This window comes from Dokdonia ponticola (assembly GCF_042653865.1).
Taxonomy (GTDB): Bacteria; Bacteroidota; Bacteroidia; order Flavobacteriales; family Flavobacteriaceae; genus Dokdonia; species Dokdonia ponticola.
Map to the genome: position 1 here is coordinate 118,181 of NZ_JBHSFV010000012.1, position 24,814 is coordinate 142,994.

18 protein-coding genes are annotated in these 24,814 nt (G+C 36.1%); 5 read left to right on the forward strand and 13 right to left on the reverse strand.

Annotated features, from left to right (window positions below; all coding sequences use genetic code 11):
* The first annotated feature begins 4 nt into the window (after positions 1 to 4).
* The 3 genes from ACFO3O_RS17860 to ACFO3O_RS17870 all read left to right on the forward strand — a co-directional run bounded on the left by ACFO3O_RS17860 (position 5) and on the right by ACFO3O_RS17870 (position 4,235).
* Positions 5 to 958, forward strand: coding sequence for an AAA family ATPase (locus ACFO3O_RS17860; protein ID WP_379981344.1), 954 nt, complete (start codon positions 5 to 7; stop codon positions 956 to 958).
* A gap of 297 nt (positions 959 to 1,255) precedes the next feature.
* Positions 1,256 to 3,526: an aconitate hydratase gene (locus tag ACFO3O_RS17865; protein WP_379981346.1), complete on the forward strand. Its 2,271-nt coding sequence runs from the start codon at positions 1,256 to 1,258 to the stop codon at positions 3,524 to 3,526.
* 139 nt (positions 3,527 to 3,665) lie between these two features.
* Positions 3,666 to 4,235, forward strand: a complete 570-nt coding sequence (locus tag ACFO3O_RS17870; RefSeq protein WP_379981348.1) for a TlpA family protein disulfide reductase — start codon at positions 3,666 to 3,668, stop codon at positions 4,233 to 4,235.
* On the opposite strand, the gene ACFO3O_RS17875 is transcribed toward ACFO3O_RS17870, so the two are convergent.
* The 6 genes from ACFO3O_RS17875 to ACFO3O_RS17900 all read right to left on the reverse strand — a co-directional run bounded on the left by ACFO3O_RS17875 (position 4,236) and on the right by ACFO3O_RS17900 (position 12,213).
* Positions 4,236 to 5,213, reverse strand: coding sequence for a hypothetical protein (locus ACFO3O_RS17875; protein WP_379981350.1), 978 nt, complete (start codon positions 5,211 to 5,213; stop codon positions 4,236 to 4,238).
* A 474-nt stretch (positions 5,214 to 5,687) separates the two neighbouring features.
* Positions 5,688 to 6,197, reverse strand: a complete 510-nt coding sequence (locus tag ACFO3O_RS17880; protein WP_379981352.1) for a YceI family protein — start codon at positions 6,195 to 6,197, stop codon at positions 5,688 to 5,690.
* An 84-nt stretch (positions 6,198 to 6,281) separates the two neighbouring features.
* Positions 6,282 to 6,875, reverse strand: coding sequence for a Crp/Fnr family transcriptional regulator (locus ACFO3O_RS17885; protein WP_379981354.1), 594 nt, complete (start codon positions 6,873 to 6,875; stop codon positions 6,282 to 6,284).
* 170 nt (positions 6,876 to 7,045) lie between these two features.
* On the reverse strand, positions 7,046 to 7,930 hold the full coding sequence (locus ACFO3O_RS17890; protein WP_379981356.1) for a dienelactone hydrolase family protein: 885 nt from the start codon (positions 7,928 to 7,930) through the stop codon (positions 7,046 to 7,048).
* 64 nt (positions 7,931 to 7,994) lie between these two features.
* Positions 7,995 to 11,192 (reverse strand): AsmA family protein, encoded by a 3,198-nt coding sequence (locus tag ACFO3O_RS17895; protein ID WP_379981358.1) that lies wholly within the window; start codon positions 11,190 to 11,192, stop codon positions 7,995 to 7,997.
* A gap of 436 nt (positions 11,193 to 11,628) precedes the next feature.
* Positions 11,629 to 12,213: a hypothetical protein gene (locus ACFO3O_RS17900; RefSeq protein WP_379981360.1), complete on the reverse strand. Its 585-nt coding sequence runs from the start codon at positions 12,211 to 12,213 to the stop codon at positions 11,629 to 11,631.
* Between the two features lie 378 nt (positions 12,214 to 12,591).
* On the opposite strand from ACFO3O_RS17900, the gene ACFO3O_RS17905 reads away from it, so the two are divergent.
* Positions 12,592 to 13,263: a transposase gene (locus ACFO3O_RS17905; protein ID WP_379981492.1), complete on the forward strand. Its 672-nt coding sequence runs from the start codon at positions 12,592 to 12,594 to the stop codon at positions 13,261 to 13,263.
* A 105-nt stretch (positions 13,264 to 13,368) separates the two neighbouring features.
* Here the strand turns inward: ACFO3O_RS17905 and ACFO3O_RS17910 are convergent, their stop codons facing one another.
* From ACFO3O_RS17910 to ACFO3O_RS17925, 4 genes are all read right to left on the reverse strand, one after another.
* Positions 13,369 to 14,061, reverse strand: a complete 693-nt coding sequence (locus tag ACFO3O_RS17910; protein ID WP_379981362.1) for a hypothetical protein — start codon at positions 14,059 to 14,061, stop codon at positions 13,369 to 13,371.
* 510 nt (positions 14,062 to 14,571) lie between these two features.
* Positions 14,572 to 16,479, reverse strand: coding sequence for a CocE/NonD family hydrolase (locus tag ACFO3O_RS17915; RefSeq protein WP_379981364.1), 1,908 nt, complete (start codon positions 16,477 to 16,479; stop codon positions 14,572 to 14,574).
* A gap of 455 nt (positions 16,480 to 16,934) precedes the next feature.
* Positions 16,935 to 17,402, reverse strand: a complete 468-nt coding sequence (locus ACFO3O_RS17920) for a hypothetical protein (RefSeq protein ID WP_379981366.1) — start codon at positions 17,400 to 17,402, stop codon at positions 16,935 to 16,937.
* 705 nt (positions 17,403 to 18,107) lie between these two features.
* Positions 18,108 to 18,524 carry a hypothetical protein gene (locus ACFO3O_RS17925; protein WP_379981368.1) on the reverse strand — a complete coding sequence of 139 codons (417 nt, stop codon included), beginning with the start codon at positions 18,522 to 18,524 and terminating at the stop codon, positions 18,108 to 18,110.
* Positions 18,525 to 18,813: 289 nt separating this feature from the next.
* Between ACFO3O_RS17925 and ACFO3O_RS17930 the strand changes: the two genes are divergently transcribed.
* Entirely contained in the window at positions 18,814 to 20,376 is a 1,563-nt protein-coding gene (locus ACFO3O_RS17930) for an IS1182 family transposase (RefSeq protein WP_379981370.1), read from the forward strand.
* Positions 20,377 to 20,478: 102 nt separating this feature from the next.
* On the opposite strand, the gene ACFO3O_RS17935 is transcribed toward ACFO3O_RS17930, so the two are convergent.
* The 3 genes from ACFO3O_RS17935 to ggt form a co-directional block, all read right to left on the reverse strand.
* The gene (locus tag ACFO3O_RS17935; protein ID WP_379981372.1) at positions 20,479 to 21,171 is read right to left on the reverse strand and encodes a hypothetical protein; all 693 of its coding nucleotides are present in this window, start codon (positions 21,169 to 21,171) and stop codon (positions 20,479 to 20,481) included.
* Positions 21,172 to 21,388: 217 nt separating this feature from the next.
* Complete coding sequence (locus ACFO3O_RS17940; RefSeq protein ID WP_379981374.1) at positions 21,389 to 22,255, reverse strand: hypothetical protein; 867 nt, start codon at positions 22,253 to 22,255, stop codon at positions 21,389 to 21,391.
* Positions 22,256 to 22,929: 674 nt separating this feature from the next.
* Complete coding sequence (ggt, locus tag ACFO3O_RS17945) at positions 22,930 to 24,636, reverse strand: gamma-glutamyltransferase (RefSeq protein WP_379981493.1); 1,707 nt, start codon at positions 24,634 to 24,636, stop codon at positions 22,930 to 22,932.
* Positions 24,637 to 24,814: the final 178 nt, after the last annotated feature.

Here is a 24,814-nt window from a genome sequence, read left to right on the forward strand (position 1 = left end):
AAATATGTCAGACGTAGCTGCTATACATCAATTAGTAGAAAAACATAAACAACTCAAAGCCGAAATTGCCAAAGTAATTGTAGGACAAGAAAGAGTTATAGATGAAATTCTTTTATCTATTTTTTCTGGAGGTCATGCTCTGTTAATAGGTGTTCCAGGTCTTGCAAAAACATTAATGGTCAACACCATTTCTACTGCATTAGGATTGGATTTTAAACGCATTCAGTTTACGCCAGATTTAATGCCGAGTGATATTCTAGGATCAGAGATTCTTGATGAATCCCGTCAGTTTAAGTTTATAAAAGGACCTGTATTTTCGAATATCATCCTAGCCGACGAGATTAACCGTACACCTCCTAAAACGCAAGCAGCGTTACTAGAGGCAATGCAAGAACGTATTGTGACGGTGGCAGGAAAAAGATATCCGCTTAGCTTGCCTTACTTTGTATTAGCAACGCAAAACCCAATTGAGCAAGAAGGAACGTATCCTTTGCCAGAGGCACAATTGGATCGTTTTATGTTTGCAATTAATCTAGATTATCCTTCTTTCCAAGAAGAGGTAGATGTGGTAAAAGCCACTACATCAGATAACAAGCCTACGGTGAATTCGCTTTTTTCAGATCAGGAGATCATTGATTTTCAGCAGTTAATTCGTCGTATTCCTGTCGCAGATAATGTGATAGAGTATGCCGTACAATTGGTGAGTAAAACAAGACCTAAAACGAAGGCTGCTACTCAAATCATTAATGATTATGTAGATTGGGGTGCTGGTCCAAGAGCTTCTCAAAACCTAATATTAGCCGCCAAAACCCATGCTGCTGTCAACGGAAAGTTTTCTCCAGATATGGAGGATGTACAAGCGGTGGCCACTGGAATTTTACGTCATAGACTGATCAAAAATTACAAAGCAGAAGCAGAAGGACTCAGCATCGAAGATATTATCAAAAGCCTCTTTTAAGTAGGTTTTTTTCTTAAGTTTTAGTGTATATGAGTACGCTTTCGCGAAAGCGTATACTACCACACCACCCTAATATGCCTTGAAATTGTAGAATCTATAATTTCAAGGCCTTTTTTTTATGATTTCCCTATAATTTCAGCAAATTTATTTACATATCAATTTCGAGTATTTTAAGTCGTTAATCGTTGCCGTGGCTATTGTCTTTGTCACTACGTTTTTGTAATTTCGCTAGATTGAAAAAAAAGTACTGGTAGCCTGTACTACCAAATAAAACAATCTTAATAAACCAAAAAGCACATGGCATTTGATATAGAAATGATCAAAGGAGTTTACGCAAAGATGGCAGAGCGTGTTGATACTGCTCGTGATCTTGTAGGAAAACCATTAACACTTTCTGAAAAGATTTTATATTCTCATTTATGGGAAGGAACCCCTACAAAAGCCTTTGAGAGAGGGAAACATTATGTAGACTTTGCTCCAGATAGAATCGCTTGTCAAGATGCTACTGCACAAATGGCTTTATTACAGTTTATGCAGGCAGGTAAAGATAAAGTAGCTGTCCCAACGACGGTACATTGTGATCACTTGATCCAAGCAAAAGAAGGGGCTGCAAAAGATTTAAAACACGCTAATGATGTAAGTAGTGAGGTATTTAATTTCTTAGAGTCTGTATCTAATAAATATGGTATCGGATTTTGGAAACCAGGCGCAGGTATTATCCACCAAGTAGTGTTAGAAAACTATGCATTTCCAGGCGGAATGATGATCGGAACCGATTCACATACTGTAAATGCAGGTGGTTTAGGGATGGTTGCGATTGGTGTTGGTGGTGCCGATGCTGTAGATGTCATGGCAGGGATGGCTTGGGAACTTAAATTCCCAAAACTTATTGGTGTTAAATTGACGGGAAAATTAAGTGGATGGACAGCGCCAAAAGATGTGATCCTTAAAGTAGCAGAGATTCTTACCGTAAAAGGAGGAACAGGGGCTATAGTTGAATATTTTGGTCCTGGTGCTACGGCAATGTCGTGTACAGGAAAAGGAACGATCTGTAACATGGGAGCAGAAATAGGAGCGACTACCTCTACGTTTGGCTATGACGAATCGATGGAGCGTTACTTAAGAGCGACCGATAGAGAAGATGTAGCCGATGCTGCTAATAAAGTAAAAGAATATCTTACAGCCGATGCCGAAGTATATGCAAATCCTGAGCAGTATTTTGATCAGGTGATAGAAATTAATCTTTCTGAGCTAGGCCCGTTATTAAATGGACCTTTCACACCAGATTTATCGACTACCGTAGGTACAGAAATGACAGAAAAGGCGACTGCTAATGATTGGCCTTTACAAGTAGAATGGGGATTAATTGGATCTTGTACCAACTCCTCTTACGAAGATTTATCCCGCGCCTCTTCTATTGCACAACAAGCATTAGATAAAGGCTTAAAGATGAAGTCTGAGTTAGGAATCAACCCAGGTTCTGAGCAAGTCCGTTACACCGCAGAGCGTGACGGCATTCTTGGTATTTTTGAAAACTTAGATGCTAAGATTTTTACCAATGCTTGTGGACCTTGTATCGGACAATGGGCACGTTATAGTGATCCTAAAAATGCACCTAAAAACAGTATTGTACATTCTTTTAATAGAAACTTTGCAAAACGTGCCGATGGAAATCCAAATACACATGCCTTTGTAGCATCACCAGAAATCACGGCAGCGATCGCAATTGCCGGTCGTTTAGACTTCAATCCGCTTACAGATTCATTAATTAATGAAGATGGGCAGGAAGTAATGTTTGATGAGCCTACAGGATGGGAATTACCTCCAAAAGGATTTGAAGTAAAAGATAATGGATACCTGGCGCCAGAAGAAGATGGAAGTCACATTAAAGTAGTTGTTAATGAAGACTCAGAACGTTTACAATTATTAACTCCATTTACCCCATTAGGAAGAACAATTACAGGAGCTAAATTGCTGATAAAAGCATTTGGTAAATGTACTACCGATCATATTTCGATGGCGGGGCCTTGGTTACGTTTTAGAGGACATCTAGATAATATTGCAAACAACACCTTAATAGGAGCAGTAAATGCTTTTAATAAAAAGACCAACTTTGTTAAAAATCAACTAACAGGGGAGTACGGTGGTGTACCAGCAACGCAACGTGAATACAAAGCTGCAGGGATTAAAACAGTAGTTGTGGGAGATCATAACTATGGTGAAGGATCCTCTCGTGAGCATGCAGCGATGCAACCACGCCACTTAGGTGTAGCCGCTGTGATTGTAAAAAGCTTTGCCCGTATCCATGAGACCAATCTTAAAAAACAAGGAATGCTCGGATTAACGTTTGCAAATGAAGCTGATTATGATCTTATTCAAGAAGATGATACTTTTAACTTCTTAGACTTAAATGAGTTTGCTCCAGATAAGCAATTAACAATCGAAATCGTTCATGCTGATGGAAGTAAAGATGTGATCAAAGTAAATCATACCTATAACCAACCTCAAATAGATTGGTATAATGAAGGAAGTGCGCTTAACCTTATCAAAAAGGAAAACGCAGCATAGGCTTCAGATATAATAATTACAAAAGAGCTATCCGAAAGGATGGCTCTTTTTTTGTAAGAAGTCGGTGGTGAAGCCGACTATATTTATTGGTTTTCTGTGTATTAAGTGGAATTCCTATCTTGTTATTATACTTATAATCATGAAAAAGATCAAGCTTAAAAATATCATATACATCATACTGATTGCGCTCTTTATTATTCCGCAGACAAGGACGCCAATTCAAGTAGCAATTAATAAGTTGAAAGTATATCTTTTTTCTCCTTCCGCTTTCGCGAAAGCAGACCAAACCCAACTCCCACCTTTTACCTATCAGCTTCGTACCATAGACGGGTTTGCTCATACTGCCGAAATAGGGCAGGGGAAGGTCACCTTTATCAGTTATTGGGCAACATGGTGTCCTCCATGCATTGCCGAATTACCGAGTATTGAAAAACTCTATAAAGATTACGGAGATAAAATAGATTTTGTTCTCATCACGCAAGAAGAACCTGATAAAGTAAAACGATTTTTAGAACGGAAAGAACTAAGTATTCCGGCTGTTTTCCCACAGATGGAAACACCTGAATTGCTGTATGAGTCCACTATTCCTACAAATTATATCATTGATGCATCAGGAAAAATCATAATCAAAGAAAAAGGTCCTGCCGATTGGAATAGCGCTGAAGTACGAGAGACGTTGGATGGTCTTCTTAGTGAAACGGCACATTAATTACTCTTCCGATGGGACAATATCTGTAATTGTATTGGTAACATCTATCGTATAAAACACTGTGACCGTTTTTCCGTTTGCTTTGACCATTTCATCATCAATAAACACTTCAAAATCTAGGTTTTTACCGTCGTTTCCAGCAATAGAAATGTAACTAGGTAAGTCTCCAGCAGTGACCGAGCCTGCACCTTTCAATGTTCCTGTGATTTGATCCCAATCAGAACTATAGTCAGGGGCATATTCACCAAAAACAGATACATCATTCATCTGAAGGTCTTGCAGGTTATTTTGCAACTCTGATGTATAATAGATGGTAGCATATTTTCCTTGGAGTTTGTTGAGTGCTTCTACATCTAGCGGTATTTCCTCAATGTTTAGGCCTAGGTTTATTTTGGCTCTACTTCCTATAAAATTTACCGTGACGTTATAGAAGGGATAGGCCTCATCTTCTATGTTTTCTATAAGACCGTATTCTTGGAGGATATCTTCGTCTGTATAGAACTCATCTTCTAGCTGTACCCATTTTCGTTCAAAATAGAGGGTAACTTTTTTACCTAGGCTATCGGTAGCGGTAGCTTCTATAAAATCTTCATCATGTGCATGATATTTAATGCGAATTGGGTGGTAGCTATCTAATTCATAATAAGCGCCTAAAGGTAGTTTAAAAGGGTTTTTTTCGATATCATTGGTGAAAACAGATAGTAGAAATAAGCGTTCTGATAGCGTATCAGGTTGCGCATAGCCAAAAATTCTATGGTCTTTACGCATATTAGCATTCAGATATAGCATGCTATCTTGGATATATGCCTTTGTAATCAAATCTCCAGCGGTACGTATGCTTTTTGCATGGTCTAGATCTATACTGTCTAAAACAGCGATTTGGCGGCTTTCTTTTTCATCTGTAATAGAGGTGTCTTTTTTACACGAAGCAAATGCTAAGAGTAAAAGAAGAGGCAAGATAGAGATCACTTTTTTCATGGGGACAAATTTACATAACAACACTTATTGCCGGTAGGTTAAGAATCTACATCAAAACTAGGTATTATTTATGGAATATGGGAGAAAATTTTCCTGGGAAGGGTGAGGAAAGTTTTTATTGCAAGTAAAGAACGAGCAGTATATTCATGAAATATAAGTATTAACTTTTAGGGATTATAAGCTATTCTTGATCGCTTTCTTGTTTCTTCCTTCCAATAAAAAAATGATGGTGTTATTTGGTCTATTTTACAATAGCTTCTAAGTAGGGTGTGACTATTATTTTTTATGAATTTTAAACGATTTAATAATCGGTTTTTTTGAGGAAATCAGGGTTTAATTTCGAAAAAACGATATTTAATTAAATACAAAAACGGTTTGGGTCTAAACCCAAACCGTTACTACAACTAAATATTTTTATAGATTTTTTTATTTTATTACAACATCATCCAATGAGTGGAGCGTATAACTTAAACTTTAGGCTTGTTTTATGAATTGTGCATCAATTACTAATTTTACTTTGTCCGAAACAACGATACTTCCAGTTTCTGTGACTGCATTCCAAGTTAAATTAAAATCTTTTCTGCTGATTTCTCCGTTTATTTCAAAACCTGCTTTAGTTTGCCCATAGGGGTCTACAGCTATCCCATTTAAATTAACATCTAATTCTACATGTTTAGTAACATCTTTTATGGTTAAATCCCCGATTAATTTTTTTCCATCAAAAGATTTCGACACAAATTTCATTTCTGGAAATTTCTCTGAATTGAAAAAATCATCAGATTTGAGATGTGTATCTCTATCTTTATTTTTTGTATTAATAGAATCTATTTTTGCATTAAAGGTTACAGAAGCATTATTAAAGCTTTCATCATTTGTAGTAATAGTTGCATCAAAATTTTCAAAGTGACCTGTTACTGTAGAGATCATCATGTGTTTAACTTTGAAAGAAATTTCAGAATGAGTGTTATCTATTTTCCAATTCATTGTACTATTTTTTATGGATTAATAATTTATTTAGTACAAAGTAACTTAGAAAATAAAAGTTGTGCATTGATGTATGATAAGAAATCAGTGCTTAAAATTTTCACGAATCAATTCCTTACGAACTCGACTAAGGCTTTCAGGAGTAATTCCTAAGTAGGAGGCAATCATAGTTTGTGGAACTCTATTTACAATATCAGGATACATTTTTATGAATTCTAAATATCTATCTTTTGCAACTGCACTTAATAATAGCTTAATTCTTTTTTTTAGATGGCGAATATGGTTGTGAAGTAATCTATTATTGAAGTCAGTAAATTTTGGAAATTTTTTTGAAAGTATCTGAAAAAAGTGTTCGTCCAATAGAATGACTTGGCTATTTTCCATAGCTTGAATAACATATGCTGACGGTTGATTAAAATACACACTTTCTCTGTCTGTAACGATCCAACCTTCTGGGGCAAAAGATAAGATATGTTCTTTTCCTTTTTCATCAATTGAGTATTGTCGTAAAAGTCCTTTTTCAACAAAAAAGGAGTGCTTACAGTTTTCGTCTTTTCTTAGTAAGAACTCCTCTTTTTTAACTGTCTTCACCATACAACTCTCAATCATAGATGAAATTTCATTTTCATCAATTTCTAAGGTTGAAGTTAAAAATGTATTAAAATTCAAATAGTTCATTTGCAGTTTTGATGATTTTTAGTGATTGCCATTGGAGTGTTTAAGTGTGATTTTATTTCTTTAACGTCTCGTTAATGATTTTTATAGAGTTCTCTGTTCTTTAGAACTCTTATTTAGATAACTTCCAACAAAGCAAGCAAGACCAATAATTCCTGTCCTTTTTTAGTATTTTATTTTAAATGAGTATTGAAAAATGCAAGGGTGCGTTCCCATGATAGCTTTGCAGCTTCTTTATCATAACGGGGTGTTGTATTATTATGAAAACCGTGATTTACCTTAGGATAGATATAGGCTGTATACTCAATATTATTTTCTTTTAGGACTTCTTCAAATGCGGGCAGACCTGCATTTACACGCGTATCTAGCTCTCCATATTGAAGTAATAAAGGCGCTTTTATTTTTTTAGCATCTTCCGCTTCTGGTTGTCTGCCATAATACGGTACTGCAGCTCCTAAATCGGGTAGGCGTACGGCCATCATGTTGGAAATCCAGCCACCAAAACAGAAACCGACGACACCTACTTTTCCAGTACAATTCTCATGAGACTTTAGAAAATGGTACGCAGCTATAAAATCTTCAAGCATTTCATTTCGGTCGCGTTTTTTTTGCATTGTTCTACCATCATCGTCATTTCCTGGATACCCACCCAATGGGGACAAAGCATCTGGAGCCAGACTAATAAAACCTGCTTTTGCAGTGCGTCTTCCGACATCTTCGATATATGGGTTCAATCCTCTGTTTTCATGAACGACAATAACTCCAGGAAGTTTTTTCGCCTCTTTAGGTTTTGACAACAACCCTTTTATGGTGCCTCCGCCTTTGGGAGATTCATAATGAATGTACTCTGAATCTAAGGTGGGATCATCAGGTTTTACCAATAACGAATCGATATAGTTGGGTGACATAAAACTGAGTAAGGATGATACGGTGATACCTCCTACAGCATATATACCCAGTTTTTCTGCAAATTGTCTTCTATTAAGTTTGTTGTGTGCATAATCATCATATAAGTCAAATACTTCCTGATGGATGTCTTCTTTTTTTAGTTCTTCCATAACAAATCAATGGCTTTAGTAAATTAGTGAATTAGTGAATAGAAAGTTACGTATTTAAAATCAGCTATTCCTTTTCTTTTTTCTTACCCAAAGAGACCTCATATTCATCTATGGTGCCTTTGACCTTTAGATTGAGATACTTTATTTTTTTAGTAGGATCAACTTCTACAATCTCCTCTTCTTGTTCTTTGCTAATAAGCGTATCTTTTTTGGATCCAAATAATTTTTGCCAAGCTGCTTTTCTAGCCGTTTTCCAAGGAATACGTAAGTAATAATCGATATTTTGATTTTGATCATGTGTGCCAGATAATTCCATATGTCCCAACGTAGATTCTATCCTCATAGCTGGTATATTAATCTTCCCTTTTTGTATCACTAAGCTATTTTGTAAGGTGTCAAACAGAATGTTTTTCAAGTTCTTATCTCCCATATAATCTGAAAGCGCCAGCATTGGGTCGTAATTTTTTAATCGTCCATTTAGTACTTTTACGTCCATTTCTATCGTAGATTGGTCCAAATCTGGCACCATGTCTGGATATACTCTAATCTTCCCTTTAATTCTAGAGGTGAGCTTCCCTTGTAAATTTTCTGAAACGAGATGATCTTGCCCAAAATTCTCGAATTTGAATAGCAATTTATCCAAATCAACATTAGTCATCACTAAATCTGGCTGCATATAGATATGTTTTGGATCGCTTCCATTAAAATAGCCACTTAACTGAATAGCTCCTCCTGCCGCATCCATCGCTAACGTATCAATATAAATATAGTGGTTGGGGGTTGTTCGTATAGCGGCTTTGATATTTTGAAGATCTAGTCTATGGTACATAAAGTGATCAATGTCTACCTTAAATTGCATGTCTGTAAACGGCAACTCATAGAGATTGAAGGCCTCTGCATGTTCTTGTACATCTGCCGTTGTAGAGCTCACAATATCTGTTGTTTTTGGTGGATGTATATCGAAATTAAAAAGGGCATCAAAGTCGATATAGTTTGCTCTTAACTCAAGGTAGTTATCTCTTTTCTTTATTAGCGGATCTTTGCCTAGATAATAGTTGAGATCAACATTAAAATTGGTAGTTCCTATTTCTCCATGAAAGTCTTTTATGACCACGTGTTCTTCTTCATAATGTATATTTCCTCTAAAATTATCAAAGCGAAGCGGATGCATTTTCATTTTTGTATCTAGCTTGTCTAATGCCAGATCAATGGAATGCAGGGTAGAATCTTTGTAATGCATACTTGAAGTGAAATGCAATGTCAAATCATCAAAAGCTTCATGTCGGTACTCTTCAGGGACATAATTTTCTCCTTGATACGAAAAGATATCTTCTAGCTTTAACTTTTTAGAAGTAAGATTCATATCTACATTTACATCGCCATTAAGTTCGGGTTGCATCCAAAAAGCATATTGATATATGAGCCCGTCCAAATGAAAGTCACTATCATCTATATACCCCGTAAAATCTATGACTTCTAAGTTTTCGTCATCTATAAATACATCTGCTCGAAAATCATGGAGTTGATGCGGATAATGCTTCAAGTCGGCATAGAGGCTATCGATAAAAAATTCGCCTTTCGGCAGATATGTTGATTCTGTAAAATCTTTCGCGGAAGCTTTAAAAGAAAGCCCCATACGTAGGTCTTTGATTTGTTCATCAAACCCGGTTTGGGTGGAGTCCTGTGTTGAAAAATGGGTGATTTCGGCAATATCTAAATACTTGGAGGTAATGTCTAAATGGGCTTCTACAGGGATGTTGGTATGATGTACCATAGCGGGTAAGTCCGATAGAAAACCACTGATGGATAGATCTGAATTCCCCATTAATAGCTCAAACTGGTTCAGGGTGGCTTCTTTGCCATTCATGACTAGGTTGACATTCAAATCGTGTATGGGAGCAGGAAATTCTTTAGCGTCTAAACGCAAATCTTTTACGATTAACTCTGTAAAGTAGGCTTGGTTGAGCTTTTCTAATGCCTTTTCAGGCTTGTCAAGATCAATAATATCGTGAAAATTCATTTTCAACGAAACTTGTCCAGAGGCATTTTGTACTTGCTCTAGTTCAAAAAAATCAGTAATAAAATCAAGGTTGAAATTTGAGTTAAGTTGCATATCCACTTCTGGGGCATCAAAATTCTTGACAAAAATCGAACCTTCAAATTCTCCTCTTTCCAAAGACGCTGTCATATCGGTGAGTGAGAATTCCATGGTGCTTGCGTCCCTGTTTTCTCCATTGGTAAAATGGCCTTTGAAACCTAGCTGATCTATTTTTTTATCTCTTTTTGTATTTTCTAAAAAGGCCTCGTTAGCTCCAAAATCAGCATAGAAAAAAGGGCGATTCCCTTTGTTAGAAGCTCCTTTGATACTCGCATTAAAATAGATTTCTCCTGCATTTTTGTATTTATCCAATAGAGGTATAATATCTGCTGGCGCAAAGGCGATAAACATATCAAAATTGTTCTTCCTTCCTTTTATGGCAAGGTCAAGATCTACATCATTCTTTGTGTCTATAGAGCCTTCTAACTCAAAATCGCCATTTTCCATGCTGATACCAGACGGTTGGATCTCAAGAATTCCCGTGTATTCATTAAATACGAGGTCTGTATGAACTTCAAAATGTTTTTTACGGATAAAAGTGGTATCGTTATCTTTTATTACGTTTAACTCAAAATAAGTATCTATGTGCCCTGCAATGAGGCTATCTTTTCTACTAAATCCACCTGTACCCGCAATAATGAATTTTTCGACATCTGTATTGGTTGCTTCATCTAAGGTGTGAACATCTAGATTTTTGAATTTTATTTTTTTAAGATGAATATTGGTGGCAGGTGTTTCTGTTTCAGAAGTGCTCGCTAAGGAGTTTTGAATATTGGTCGTATTATTCTCATGTATAATAATATTAAAAACGCCTTCTTCAACGACTAGCGATTGAATATCATAGTTTTTATTTATAATATCCCACAGGTTAAAACCTATGTATAGATCTTTTACATCTATGATGATGGGCGCATTGTCTTCTTTTGTCTCAAAAATTTGCACATCATCTACTTTTATAGAGATGTATGGAAAGTTGCCAAAAAGGGAGACATCACTTTCACCAACACTTATACGGCCTTTGTGTTCTTTGTTTAGTTTTGCGACCTCTTCTTTGATAATCTCAGATTGGTTGCTCTGAATATAGAGCACAAGGGCTCCTATGAGTATCAAGGGAACTATGATGAGTAGGAATAAAATTCGTTTCCAGAATTTTTTAATCTTCAAACTAGCTGTCTTTTATGTTAGAAATGATGTTTGACTTTAAAAGTAACGAATTCGTTTGGAAAAATCTTAGTTTAAAGTATGAATTGGTTTTTGGAAGCTACTTTTATGTATAAATGGAATGTTTCTGAAAAATGAGTCTGCTACTTTGACTACGCTCAGCACAGGTTTCGCGAAAGCAGTTAAAACAGCACTTAAATTCACTCGTAAATATAAAAAGAAGTGGAAAGAAAGGGTTTTATTCAGGAAAGGTTAATGCTATGATAATCAAATTTATATAAAAATATAAACAGTTTAAAAACGAGCAATCCATTGGATGCCTAGTAGACTTGCCCTGAGGATTATTTACCTAGATGTTGTAAGACTACTTTTGATAGTTTTTTTGCTATGATATAAAAGTTTTTATCAGGATTGTGGAGGTTTGTAAGAGTTACTCGTGTTAGCTATTAGCAATTTTTCTTTTAAGTAAGATTCTACTCCAAATTCCAATTTTTAAATTAGTAATAATATTATATATCAGTTTATCTCTTTCTTTTTTCCGTTTTTTTCGTTTTTTCTTATCCATTACTGGAAGATATACTTTGTCAAAATCTATTTTATCGGTTAATTGAATAGCATTTCTAACTCTTGGATAATTATAAAGTAGATTATTTGCATTTTCCTCAACTTTCAAATAACCAAGTACGCGGCTTTTTACAAACTCACCATTCTTATTGTAAAAAGGAAGAAAACCAATCATACCATCAATCCATTCGATCATAACTTCTATTGGTAAGTAATTATTTTCAAAGTAGAAAAACTCTTCATTTACAAGCTCTATATATTCCAATGCGATTTCATCTTCTATTTCACTATTTAGAGTCAGAAAATCTTTGTATGATTTTGTACACTTGTCCATTGTGCTAAAGTGCATTTGTTTCTTTGAAAATGCATAACTAATCCATAAGCCAATTAGAGAAAGACTAGTTACTATCAATGCAATTAATTCTATTAAATCTTTGTATGTGTTTATTCCAATTTCCATTTTTTACTTCTAGCTAACTAGTATATATCTCACATTCATGATATTTTCGTTAATTATATTTAACTACAAAACTAGTCTATATGTATTAAAATAAGAATGGGTAATATTTTGTTTATACGTTACTTTTCAACAACATACATTAAGTGGGGTTTTATATTATAATCTTTACTAAATATAGCTAATGAAAAATGATACTCCAGTACGAGTTTTCATACTGGTTCGCTAGCTTATTGTTAAGAACGTTTTCGCGAAAGCATTTAAATTCACTGTCTAAAAGCTGCAAAGTAACCTGGCAATAGAGCCTTTGGTTATATTTTTATAAAATCACTTTTGATAAATGATTTTACTTTGATATGAGCGTTTTAAAATTAGACCTCAATACGTTTATGGAAAGAAGGCTTTGTATGGCAAAATTGCGTAGCCGACACGGGATATAGCAGTGGGGAGAACTATGCTTTTTTAGAAGGAATGGGCTTAACGAGTTTTATACCCCCTCACGGCACATATAAAGGCGGTCCTGATGGTTTTGTGTATGATGAAGAGCAAGACCATTATGTGTGTCCTCAAGGTAAGGTTATTCCGTTTAAGAAGGTGTTTGTAGAGAAGAAGAACCAGACGAAGAAGAAGGAATACCGAGGATCAAAGCGATTATGCATCGACTGTCCGATCCGAAGTGCATGTTTAGGCAAGAGTGCACAGGAAAAGAAATTTACAGTCACGTATTACCGAGAGGAATATGAACGCAACATCGCTAGAATGAAAAGCCCCCAAGGGCGTTATATGAAAGGCAAACGACAGAGTACAGTAGAGCCTGTCTTTGGAACATTAACTCAATTTATGGGACTCAGGAAGATCCATACGATAGGACTTCAACAGGCAAACAAGGTGATGCACTTATCTGCCATAGCGTATAATCTGAAGAAATACCTCAAATTCACTCATAAAAAGGTGAAAAGTGGGGTAGGAATCTCAAAGTTTACTGTTTTTGCAAAAACGCTTTTTTTTGGATCAAAAGGAGGTGTTATACGCTCCTTAAAAATTCACTTTTAGGATGTAGGATAGAAAATAAAGTCCCCTTAAAACGTCTTATAGGCACTTGCTTTTTAGAAAATTATAGGGTTGTGCAACGGTTACCACTGTTATGCGATGTACTTTTCAAATGATATTTCTGGTTAAATGCTTTATTTGATATTTATTCAGACTGTTTTGTAATGATTCAAAATCAAAATAGATTTCGTTAGAATTTGAAAATCCTTGACAAATAGTAAAACTTGGTGGAAAAATTCCAAGCTCTTTGTAAGCGATAAATTTATGATGTCCGTCAAGTAAAAAGAGTGCAGAATCCCATTCTACATACTCATTGATTTTATTAGGAGTTAGTTTGTCTTCGATATACGATTTGTAAATTGTAATAATAAATGGACGCTTTCCTTGAATTATCTCATTCTTATAAAATTCAATTCGTTCTTTATTTATAGAACTTTCTAGTTGTGTAGCTATAATGAAAAAATTGCTTACATCTTCAAAATACCATTGAGAAGTGAAAAGTAAGATGTCATTTTCATTTTCATTTGTGAAAGTTTTCTCAGTAATAGCAGTTTTAGGGAATACTAAATGTTCATTATGTATATTTCTTGCTATATTTTTTGAATAATTAAGAAAGTATAAACCATTTTCTAAAAGATTAAAAAGAGGTTTAAAATCGGCAAACAGATTTTGTTTATTCTCTGAATAGTCTTTATAAACATGAGCATTCAAATCATTTGTTAAGCTTATAAATTTGTCATCTTTCATTCCTAACATTGTGCAATACCTTCCCATAGAACCTCTGCAATCGTTCCAGTCCATAGTTATGGGTTTGTCAACTTCTAGATAAGAACCAATTTCCGTAAGTCCAATTTTTATTGTATTGTTACTATTTTTATTTATTATCCACATTTTTGATTGTATATCGCATAACAATACTATAATAGTAATTGCTATTATATTCTAAGTATATTTTTACCTATAAATTTACTCTAAAATATAATAAAACAGGGTAACCTATTGTGTATAAGCTTCTTTTTGATAGTATTCTATAATTTTATCCAATTATAAATGACTACACATATTTACAACCATTTTTGTAATTGGAACTAAATCTGCTAATTTAAAATCAAACGTTGACACGGGTTTCCGTAAAAGCTCATTTTAATTTGTTGGGATCATTTTCGCGAAAGCGGACAAAAAATATTCAACATATAAAGCATATTCTTCATAGCAAGTAATAACAAGTTTGTATCAAAAATCTTAATTGAGGTAAAAAACGAACTAATTTTCACCTTATTGTTAGTAAGTTTTTATACTATTATTCCATGACTAATCCGTAATCATAGGCAATCGTATGTATGATGGATACATAGAAGAGTGATGAACGTTATTCTGAGCGACAACCCCTTCTTTTTCATCATAGTTATTGCCTCCTGTATTCAAATTACGTGCAAAACGCGGGAAATTACTACTAGAGATTTCAATACGGATACGATGTCCTTTTTTAAAGTAGTTACTCGTCGACATGGGGGTTAATGCTACTTTGTAAACTTCTCCTTTTTCCATGAACACTTCTTTGTCATAGCCCTCACGGTATCGTACGCGTTGTATGGTTTCATCTAGGTTATAAGCCGTCCCATCAGGATACACATCGATGAGTTTGATAGTGAAGTCGGTGTCTTTTACATCTGACGACACATATAAGACTGACTCAATAAAACCAGAAACTTCAACACCTTCGTCCAAGACATCTGAAGTATACACCAAAATATCATTTCTCGTTTCCATCTGCTGTTGATCATACGCACCTCCTTGAATTGCATTTCCTGTACAACACACATTTCCTCCGTAGGATGGCACGGGTCGCATAGGATCGTAGGTAAAGCTATCTATTGCATCAGTCGTTGTTTTGGATGTGGTTAATTTTCCATCTCCAAAAAGGCTATTCGCATTTCCATTACTATTAAGATAATAGGTAGTTAATGTTGCATTTTCTGGAGGCCAAGTTTCTGAGGCTTGCCATGTATTACTTCCCATGGTGTAATATTGTACCCTAGGTGTGTTCTTTTTAAAATCAGTTTGTTCTCCTTTCAGCCACCAATCAAACCAGCTATAAATTTGCTCATCGTAATTGAGTCTAGCATCACCCACACTGCGTTCACCCACAATGGTGTTTTGTGTGGCTCGTGTATAGCCACAATGCAAGGTTGGAGCAATGACTAAATATTGATTATCTCTAATGGTTTTATCCTTCGCATTATTACGAACATGATTAAACAAAGCTAGGTTTGGCGTTATGGAGACATCATACCAAGAAGCAAACCAAAAACTAGGTACTCCGATTTCCATATCATCGTGATAAATTCCTCCCTCAAACCATGCTGGATCATTTGGTTTACGACGGATCATTTTATCAAAAATCTCATTTTTACCGTGTATGTTTTTTAGAATATCCTGAATGGGCAAATGCTGTAGTGCCTCCGACATATCTACGGGTGGATTTTCAGGCGCTAGATCGTAAAATCTAGAAATCCGAATCAAATCTTCTTGTGTAGCTCCAGCTGGAATACGTGGTTTAAACTTATCATGTTCTACACCGTATAACCAAGAGAAGAATAGCATTTGTTCAGCGCCGCCGCGATACCAATTCCCTTGCTCGTTAATGGAACCGATTCTACCGACACCCGCGCCATACCCTTGAGGTACCATAGCGGCATGTGAAGGATGATCTAAAGCGGCTACTGCCATTTGCCATTCGGCGGTAGAAGAACATCCTAGAGTTCCTATTTTTCCATTGGACCAAGATTGATTTTTCATCCACGTAAAGGCATCATACCCATCGGTTAACGGAACCCCTAGAATATCCCATTCCCCTTCAGAAAAATAGCGCCCTCGTTCATTTTGAACAACATAGGCATATCCTCTTTTAACAGCTTCTAAGGCTCTTTCTGCTGTTCTGGTTTTTTCTTCTCCATCTCCCCAAGAATTAAAATTATAGGGCGTACGCGAAAAGATAATCGGCACTTTTTTATCCGTTTTCGGACGGTAAATATCCGTTGCTAAGCGAATACCATCTCGCATCGGCATCATTACTTTTTGATCAACAATCGCAATTTCCTCAAGTTCTTGAAGCACATTGTCTTGTGCCTGGAGAGTATAAATAGCGACTAGGAAATAAATGAGTACAAACGAAACGATGGGTGTATAAATTTTCAATGTTTTTAAATGTTTGGTCATGAGTATTTTGGTTTTCAGTAAGTTGACTTTTGTAATCCTTCTAAAAGTGCAACCTCCCTTTGTGCTAGCTCATTATGAAGATGACTATTTTTATAGTATGCGTTGGATGGTTACGTACGTAATTTAGTAAATAAAAACGGAATAGGGAATGGAGGCTTACATGTATGATGTAGATATTTTTTATCTAAGTCCGCTTATGCGAAAGCAATAACAGTGGCATTCAAATTCATAGCGGTACATTCATAAAAAGGTGAAAAGTGGGGTAGGAATCTCAACGTTTACTGTTTTTGCAAAAACGCTTTTTTTTGGATCAAAAGGAGGTGTTGTACGCTCCTTAAAAATTCACTTTTAGGATGTAGGATAGAAAATAAAGTCCCCTTAAAACGTCTTATAGGCACTTGCTTTTTAGAAAATTATAGGGTTGTGCAACGGTTACCGGTGTTGGCAATAGTATTTTAATTATATTCAGCACGTTTTAGCGTTTCAATTTTTGGTAATTCCGTGATGTCCGATTCTCCGTCTATTGAGTAAAATTCCAATTCAGTCGGCATTTGGTCAGTTCCGAACAGAGAAATTCCAATTAATTCTCCGTTTTGCCCTTTTCCTGCGTAATCAATTATTAAATTTCCTTTTTGAATTTCCGAGTCAAATGTTTTTCCAAACATTACAGTCGGACATTTTCCGCAACCACATCTCGCAATAACTTTCAGATTTCCGATTAAATTCGTCCATTCCGATTTTTCTTTTCCAAACAGATAAGTCAGAAATTCAATTTCAGATTTTGTCAATTCTCTTTTATCTGGAATGCTATATTTCATTAATAAAATTCTTCGTTTTTTACGTTCCGCTGATATTATTGCCAACGTCCCCGTATAAACCCCGTGCGAACGAGTTGACTGGCTTATACGTTCAGCCGTTACCATTTTTAATTAATTTCTTTCCTCAAACCCTGCTACGGTGAGCTTGGGGTTTATGCGTTGTGTGTGCCCAGCATGGGCATCTTTTATTTATCGAAAGATAAATAATTCATTTAGAGGGTGCAAGTCCCTTATGGGCAGGGGTAACGCCTTGAACCATTAGTAAGCTGCAAGGTTGCTAGTTGTGAAACTAGGACTGAAGGAAGCAGGACTACAAAACTCGGTACTGACGAACAGGAACTGTATACGAGGCTATGAGGTTGGATAAGTAGGCACATCACTGCGAAGTCCTAAACACTTTTTTTTAAAGTGATAACCAAAATAGTAGATACAGCAGGAATCGAGTGAAAGAAGATGCTCTTACCTGGGGAGATCTCCATAATCACGAGTTGGTTTGTGGAGAAGTCAGCAGAGGTCATAGTACTCACGAGAAACGAGTTGCAGTAGATCTGCATAGGTCTCACAAATGAGGAAGGACTGAAAGTAATCCTTTCTGAAATGCCGAATGGAGCATTTGTTTTCGTTATTGGGTGATCGATTCCCTAGAAAATGTGTAGCCATTTGATAAATTAGGAAATAGTTTCGATTGGTGTAAAGAGCGATTGAAAAGATGGATTGCTAACCGCCGTATACGAGACCCGTACGTACGGTGGTGTGAGAGGCGCACTGGCGATCAATTGATCGTCAGCCGTCTACTCGATTGTAAAACGTTTATTCATATTCAAAATTGGTTAAGATCCCTGGGGGTAACGGAACCTGTTTATTCTTGTAAACTCTGGACGTCATTGTTATCACCCTTGCGGTATCAATCTCGTTTCTAAAAAGATAATCCTTAAATTCATTGAATAACATTTCATTGAACAATTTATCAGCCTGTCCTAAGGTCAATGAAGACTCATAAATGAATTGTTTGGAGTTTAGTCGCTTAATTTTTATCGAGTCGATATCAAGAGGTAGGAACATAATACTATCCTTACTGATAGCCAAAAAGCGCTTTCTTATTTGATTTGGAATTTTTGAAAGGGAATCCAGCAACTTAACATTATAAGAGTACTCTTCTTCATTAGGTGTGTATTTATAAAATTCAAGTATGTTATTGCTATACCAAACCTGCTTTTGTTCTTCCAAAATTTGCTGCGATCTCTGATAATTGGATATGCCTTTGTAGCTTAGGAAGACAACCAAACTGATCGTAATTAACCAAAAAACTCGTTTTATGATCACTGATTTTTCAAATGTTTTACAACGTTGTTGTATAAGAAAAGTTGCGTGGTTTAAGCACTAAAGATAGCAAATAAATCACAGATAGAAAGTCCGCGAGGACTTTCGTAAATTGGCTTTTACCAGCAATTTTTTTTATACGGTGTGCCTGTTGCACAAGTCTTACTAAAAATACATAAAATTAGTAACTTGTTGTATGCAAGGATTTAAGATTTATCAGGAGAAATTATTTAATAGTTTTCAATTAAGTGATCGCGTTCCAGAAACTAATTTTTACAGGCGTTTAAAAGAGGTGCTTCACCTAGACTTTCTGTACGCTGCTACCGAGCAGTATTACGGTAGTAGTGGTCAAAAGAGTATTGACCCTGTTGTATTTTTTAAGTTTTGTTTAGTGGGTTATTTAGAGAATATCATTAGTGATCGAAAGCTGATTGATCATTATAGTATGCGCTTGGATATATTATATTTTTTAGGGTATGATATTGATGAGGCCTTGCCTTGGCATAGTACCATCAGTCGTACGCGGCAGTTATTTCCAGAAGCCGTATTTGAATCTGTCTTTATGCATGTTTTTCAAATGTGTATTTCCAAAGGCATGGTCAGTGGTCATACGCAATGTATAGATTCAGCCCCTGTGAAGGCCAATGCGAGTATGGATAGTTTGGAGCTGAAAGTACCTTCTCAAGACTTGGATGCTCATTTAGCTGCGATTCGTCATATAAGTGCTAGGGATAAAGAAGTTTTTCGCAAAGCGAAGCATAATAAAGCCACAGAAGAACAACAAACCATTACTGCCAACCAAAAGCAGTTAGACGGTATAACATCTCGACAAAAGAAATGGTCAAAAGACCAAGACCAACGCCCTGGTTCAGGAAACAAGGGGAGTCGTTATACCAGTAATAAGACCCATTATAGTCCCACAGATCCTGATGCTCGTATTAGTGTGAAACCTGGCAAGGCACGTAAGCTTAATTATTGTAGTCAGTTGAGTGTAGATACGGCACATCATGTAATTACTGATATTCAAGCCTATCATGCCGACGGGAAGGATAGTCAACAGCTAGAGGATATAACCAAACGTTTACAACGTCGTTTATGGAAAGAAGGCTTTGTATGGCAAAATTGCGTAGCCGACACGGGATATAGCAGTGGCGAGAACTATGCTTTTTTAGAAGGAATGTGCTTAACGAGTTTTATACCCCCTCACGGCACATATAAAGGCGGTCCTGATGGTTTTGTGTATGATGAGGCAAACGATCATTATGTGTGTCCACAGGGTAAGATCATTCCATTTAAAAAAGTATTTATAGAGAAGAAGAACCAGACGAAGAAGAAGGAATACCGAGGATCAAAGCGATTATGCATCGACTGTCCGATACGAAGTGCATGTTTAGGCAAGAGTGCACAGGAGAAGAAATTTACAGTCACGTATTACCGAGAGGAATATGAACGCAACATCGCTAGAATGAAAAGCCCCCAAGGGCGTTATATGAAAGGCAAACGACAGAGTACAGTAGAGCCTGTCTTTGGAACATTAACTCAATTTATGGGACTCAGGAAGATCCATACGATAGGACTTCAACAGGCAAACAAGGTGATGCACTTATCTGCCATAGCGTATAATCTGAAGAAATACCTCAAATTCACTCAAAAACGGGTAAAAAGTGGGGTAGGAATCTCAAAGTTTACTGTTTTTGCAAAAACGCTTTTTTTTGGATCAAAAGGAGGTGTTGTACGCTCCTTAAAAATTCACTTTTAGGATGTAGGATAGAAAATAAAGTCCCCTTAAAACGTCTTATAGGTACTTGCTTTTTAGAAAATTATAGGGTTGTGCAACGGTTACCGGTGTTGTGCGCAGTTTTTACCACGGAGTTTCAATAAATTGATTTGTCAGCAGTAAATTATTGATTCGTTTTCTTATCTTTTTTCTTAGTTTATTTGATGTTATTAATTCATATCCCCAGACTTTTTCCTTAATCCATTTTCCGCCAAATTTTTTAAATTCAGTCATTCTGCAAACAATACCATCTTTATATTCAAATACAGTTTCGTATTCTTCGTTCACATCGGAATTGTATTTTTCTTTAATTTTAATCAAATTACCGCTTTTATTATATATATACTTCAGTTCGTTGTAAGGAACTAATTGTCGCTCAGGATATAACCTAGCGGCATAAGTGATTTTGTTCTTTGAGTATGCTTTTTTTGTCAGATAATCAGCTTTTTTTTCAAAAATAGTGTCTCCAATTTTATATGTTTCTACATTACTTATTCTTCTAAAATTATTGCGCTCTAAAGTAATATAATGACCATTTTCAAACTTATATTCGGTTGTTCTTCGTACAATTATAGTGTCCGACATATGAGCGGAAGAGTAATCCAATCGATTTACTTTGTCGGCTTTCTTGTTTATTTCAAATTTAACTTTGCGATAATCAGTTTGTAGAGTGTCTTTGTAAAATTTTTGAACAATAATTATTTCGTCCTTTTCAGATTGAGCAGTTGCATTTAATGTCAAAAATAATATTGTTATAATGCTTAAAACTCTTTTCATTTTAGGTATTTCTTAAATTGCGCACAACGTTTAGCTATGCGTAGTGCGGAATTAGAAAATCAGAGGTTTTCAGGTCAGCACTTAGCCAAAGTTTATGTTTTGTTTTTATCTTTTCTAAAATACTAAATTTAAATCTTTGGCGACAAACCAAATAGGCAAAAACCTTTGAATTAAACCAAAACCCCGCATTATCGCATAGGTGTTGTTACCCAACGTTTTATTCCTTCGTTTTATATTTATCATAATCAATGTCTTCAAAAACTTTTCCGTGATATTTTTGTACCAATTCTTGAATATCATCTAAACTTTTCTGATTCTCAAAAAAGAATTTTTTATTTTCTTTCAAATTCAGAAATTCCATAGTCTCGATTGCTATAAAAGCGCAATAGATAAAACTGTCGCTTAATAATCTTAAATAATGAGCATTCATTGCAATTTCATAATCAGCTTGAGGTCGACTTTCTCGCTCTCTAATAATTGAAATTCCTGTTTCGTCTCCGTGCATAACGTGGCTACTCATTCTATAACTATGAGTAAGCGCAACAACCATTTCAAATGGTTTGCCTCGATAGTTTTTTGAAATCGAAAAGATCATTTCTGTAAATGACCACTTTTGCTCTACTTTTTGTCTTTCAGATTTTGTCCACTTTTCACGTAATTCAGTTTCTAAATCGGCAGGTAAAACCATCGGTAAATATGCAAGTCTATGAACTTCACTATCTCCAAAATGTTCTAAATTTCTTTTTGCCTGAGCAGATTGTTTTATAGAACTTATTTCTGCTAAAGAATTCCAATATTCGTTTATTCGAATGTTCTGTTCTTCTTTATCGGCAGTTGTGATAAATAAAAACTTCGTAAAAGTTTCAAGTGCAGATCTTAGTACAATTTCAGCATCCCAAATCCGATTATCTAATACCAAAGTAGTCACGGATTCCAATCGCGAAAGAACGAATTCAATTAAAGGTAAAACCGGTTTTATTTCCGTTAGATTATCTTTAATTATTCCAAATAACTCAATGTTATTTTTGTTTATTGCTTGAAAATATCTTTGTGTTATTTTGTCTTTGTCTTCCTCCCAACTCATAAGTGATTCGGTTTCATTTTTACTTTATTTACTCTAATGTTGGGTAACATATGTATATGCGTACCTACAAACTTACTATATATTTTAAGAATAAAATAGGCTAATATGTTGTTTTTGAGCTATTTTTCAACAAGTTCCTTTTTGATTTTAACATGTGCAAACGACTACAAGCACTTATAAACGTTTGTAATCGGTACTAAACCTACCCATTTAAAATCAAATATTGATACGGGTTTCCGTAATCTAGTGAGAATGCAGATGGGATCATTTTCGCGAAAGCGGAATAAAAAAAGAAATTTATACGTGGCGACGTTATGGTGTTATGGCGTTGTACGTGTTTTTATATAACGAGGTAACTTCTTTAAACCCGAATTATGCATTAGAAAATCTATTACAACTTAAATAAGCTTCAAAATATACCGTTACACTACCTTTTTAAGTTTAACCATAGCGGTACATTCATAAAAATTTGAAAAGTAGAGTAGAAACAAGGCTTTGATACAATTCGTTTTCAACGAATCACTCAGTCGCCTTGTTTTATCTTTAACATCACACATCAAATGTCACACTGAGCTTGTCGAAGTGCTTTGATTGTTTTACTTACTAAATATGTCTTCGACAGAGCCTGTCTTGAGCTTGTCGAAAGGTTCGTTCAGACTGACAATAACTAATTTTTAAAACCCAACAGCCGTATCATCCCCACGACGATCGGCACCTCCTTCTAGGGTACCATCTGGGAGGACTAAGATCCCATCGACTTTCCCAATAACGGGCGAAACTTCTTCATTAGGCACATAGCCTTTGGATTTTAAGCTTTCCAGTAATGTTTTGTCAAAACTATTTGGTTCAAACATCACAATATCGGGTAACCACTGATGGTGAAAACGCGGTGCATTCACTGCTTCTTGCATTCCCATGTCAAATTCGTGAACGTTTAAGATGGTTTGCAATACTGAAGTAATGATCGTCGATCCTCCGGGGGTTCCCACTGTCATCCAGAATTTTCCGTCTTTTTCAACAAGTGTTGGTGTCATACTCGAAAGCATGCGTTTGCCAGGAGCGATTTCATTGGCTTTAGCGCCAATAAGCCCAAACATATTGGGGACACCTGGTTTTGAAGAGAAATCATCCATTTCGTTATTTAAAAAGAAACCGAGTTCGTTTACATACAATTTAGAACCATACGCGCCATTTAAGGTTGTAGTAACTGCAATGGCATTTCCAAATTGATCTACAATAGAGTAGTGGGTGGTTTCCATGCTTTCATAGCCAGGTACTTCGCCATGACTTACATCACTAGAAGGGGTCGCTTTATCCCAAGAGAAGGAGTCCATTCTGTTGGTGCTGTACGCATCAGAAATTAGGGTTTCGATCGGAATATCTACAAAGTCAGGATCTCCTAAGTAAAAGCTTCGATCGGCATACGCACGACGTTCTGCTTCGGTGATGACTTGAATGGCTTTTTCGGAGTTGTGTCCGTATTGTGAAACGTCATAGGGCTCTATCATTTGCATAATTTGCGCAAGACAGACACCTCCACTTGACGGCGGACTCATAGAAATAATTTTCAGGTTGTCATATTCAAAAGTCACAGGCGTACGCCATTGTGCTTCATAGGCTTTGAGGTCATCTACGGTCATGATACCTCCTTTGGATTGGATATATTCGACCATTTTCTGACCTGTTTCACCGCCGTAAAATTCGGCTTTCCCATTGGCGATGATACGTTCTAGGGTTTCGGCAAGAGCAGGGTTTTTGACGGTTTCCGCTTTCGCGAAAGCGGTGCTATACAGCATCGTACTGTCACCATTCACGCGGTTAAAGACTTCACTGTATTTCTCAAAACGTTTCGCCTGATTTTCAGTCACCACATAGCCATTACGAGCCAAATCAACCACAGGTTGCAAAAGTTTTTGAATAGGCATGGAGCCAAATTTCTCATGGGCAGCAAAGATACCAGAGATGGTTCCTGGGACGCCCACCGCCATGGCACCTTCGGTACTCAGGTTAGGAATGACATTTCCCTGTTCATCTAAATACATATCTTTATCGGCAGCACCGGGGGCTTTCTCCCGATAGTCAAGTCCGCCCACATCCCCATTGGCCGTGCGATACACCATAAAACCACCACCACCTAAATTTCCAGCAAAGGGATAGGTCACTGCAAGTGCCATTTCTGTAGCGACCATCGCATCAAAGGCATTCCCTCCTTGTTCCATGATCATTGCACCAATTTTTGAAGCTTCTTCACGGGCCGAAACCACCATGGCTTTTTGAGATAGTAAGCCACGTTCAATGGTTCGTTTTTCTTGTGGAGCTTCAGTTTTACAACTTGTGATCAGGAATAAAAGAGCAAGAAAGGATAGGGTAGTGTATTTCATCATGGTTAGAAAATATCTTTTTTTAAATGTAGGGATTCTAAACAAAATGAAAAAATAATATATGCAGACTATTTGATAGGTGATTAAGTGTAGATAGAAAAATCCTCTGGATACAAATACTGTATTCAGAGGGGGGTATGAGATATTCCTAATTCGTATATTACTAAAAAATAGGGTG

Bases quoted from the DNA above. Each gene is read 5' to 3' on its own strand.
- ACFO3O_RS17860 (WP_379981344.1), top strand. From the start codon at position 5: ATGTCAGACGTAGCTGCTATACATCAATTAGTAGAAAAACATAAACAA.
- ACFO3O_RS17865 (WP_379981346.1), top strand. From the start codon at position 1,256: ATGGCATTTGATATAGAAATGATCAAAGGAGTTTACGCAAAGATGGCA.
- ACFO3O_RS17870 (WP_379981348.1), top strand. From the start codon at position 3,666: ATGAAAAAGATCAAGCTTAAAAATATCATATACATCATACTGATTGCG.
- ACFO3O_RS17875 (WP_379981350.1), bottom strand. From the start codon at position 5,213: ATGAAAAAAGTGATCTCTATCTTGCCTCTTCTTTTACTCTTAGCATTT.
- ACFO3O_RS17880 (WP_379981352.1), bottom strand. From the start codon at position 6,197: ATGAATTGGAAAATAGATAACACTCATTCTGAAATTTCTTTCAAAGTT.
- ACFO3O_RS17885 (WP_379981354.1), bottom strand. From the start codon at position 6,875: ATGAACTATTTGAATTTTAATACATTTTTAACTTCAACCTTAGAAATT.
- ACFO3O_RS17890 (WP_379981356.1), bottom strand. From the start codon at position 7,930: ATGGAAGAACTAAAAAAAGAAGACATCCATCAGGAAGTATTTGACTTA.
- ACFO3O_RS17900 (WP_379981360.1), bottom strand. From the start codon at position 12,213: ATGGAAATTGGAATAAACACATACAAAGATTTAATAGAATTAATTGCA.
- ACFO3O_RS17910 (WP_379981362.1), bottom strand. From the start codon at position 14,061: ATGGACTGGAACGATTGCAGAGGTTCTATGGGAAGGTATTGCACAATG.
- ACFO3O_RS17915 (WP_379981364.1), bottom strand. From the start codon at position 16,479: ATGACCAAACATTTAAAAACATTGAAAATTTATACACCCATCGTTTCG.
- ACFO3O_RS17920 (WP_379981366.1), bottom strand. From the start codon at position 17,402: ATGGTAACGGCTGAACGTATAAGCCAGTCAACTCGTTCGCACGGGGTT.
- ACFO3O_RS17930 (WP_379981370.1), top strand. From the start codon at position 18,814: ATGCAAGGATTTAAGATTTATCAGGAGAAATTATTTAATAGTTTTCAA.
- ACFO3O_RS17935 (WP_379981372.1), bottom strand. From the start codon at position 21,171: ATGAAAAGAGTTTTAAGCATTATAACAATATTATTTTTGACATTAAAT.
- ACFO3O_RS17940 (WP_379981374.1), bottom strand. From the start codon at position 22,255: ATGAGTTGGGAGGAAGACAAAGACAAAATAACACAAAGATATTTTCAA.
- ggt (WP_379981493.1), bottom strand. From the start codon at position 24,636: ATGAAATACACTACCCTATCCTTTCTTGCTCTTTTATTCCTGATCACA.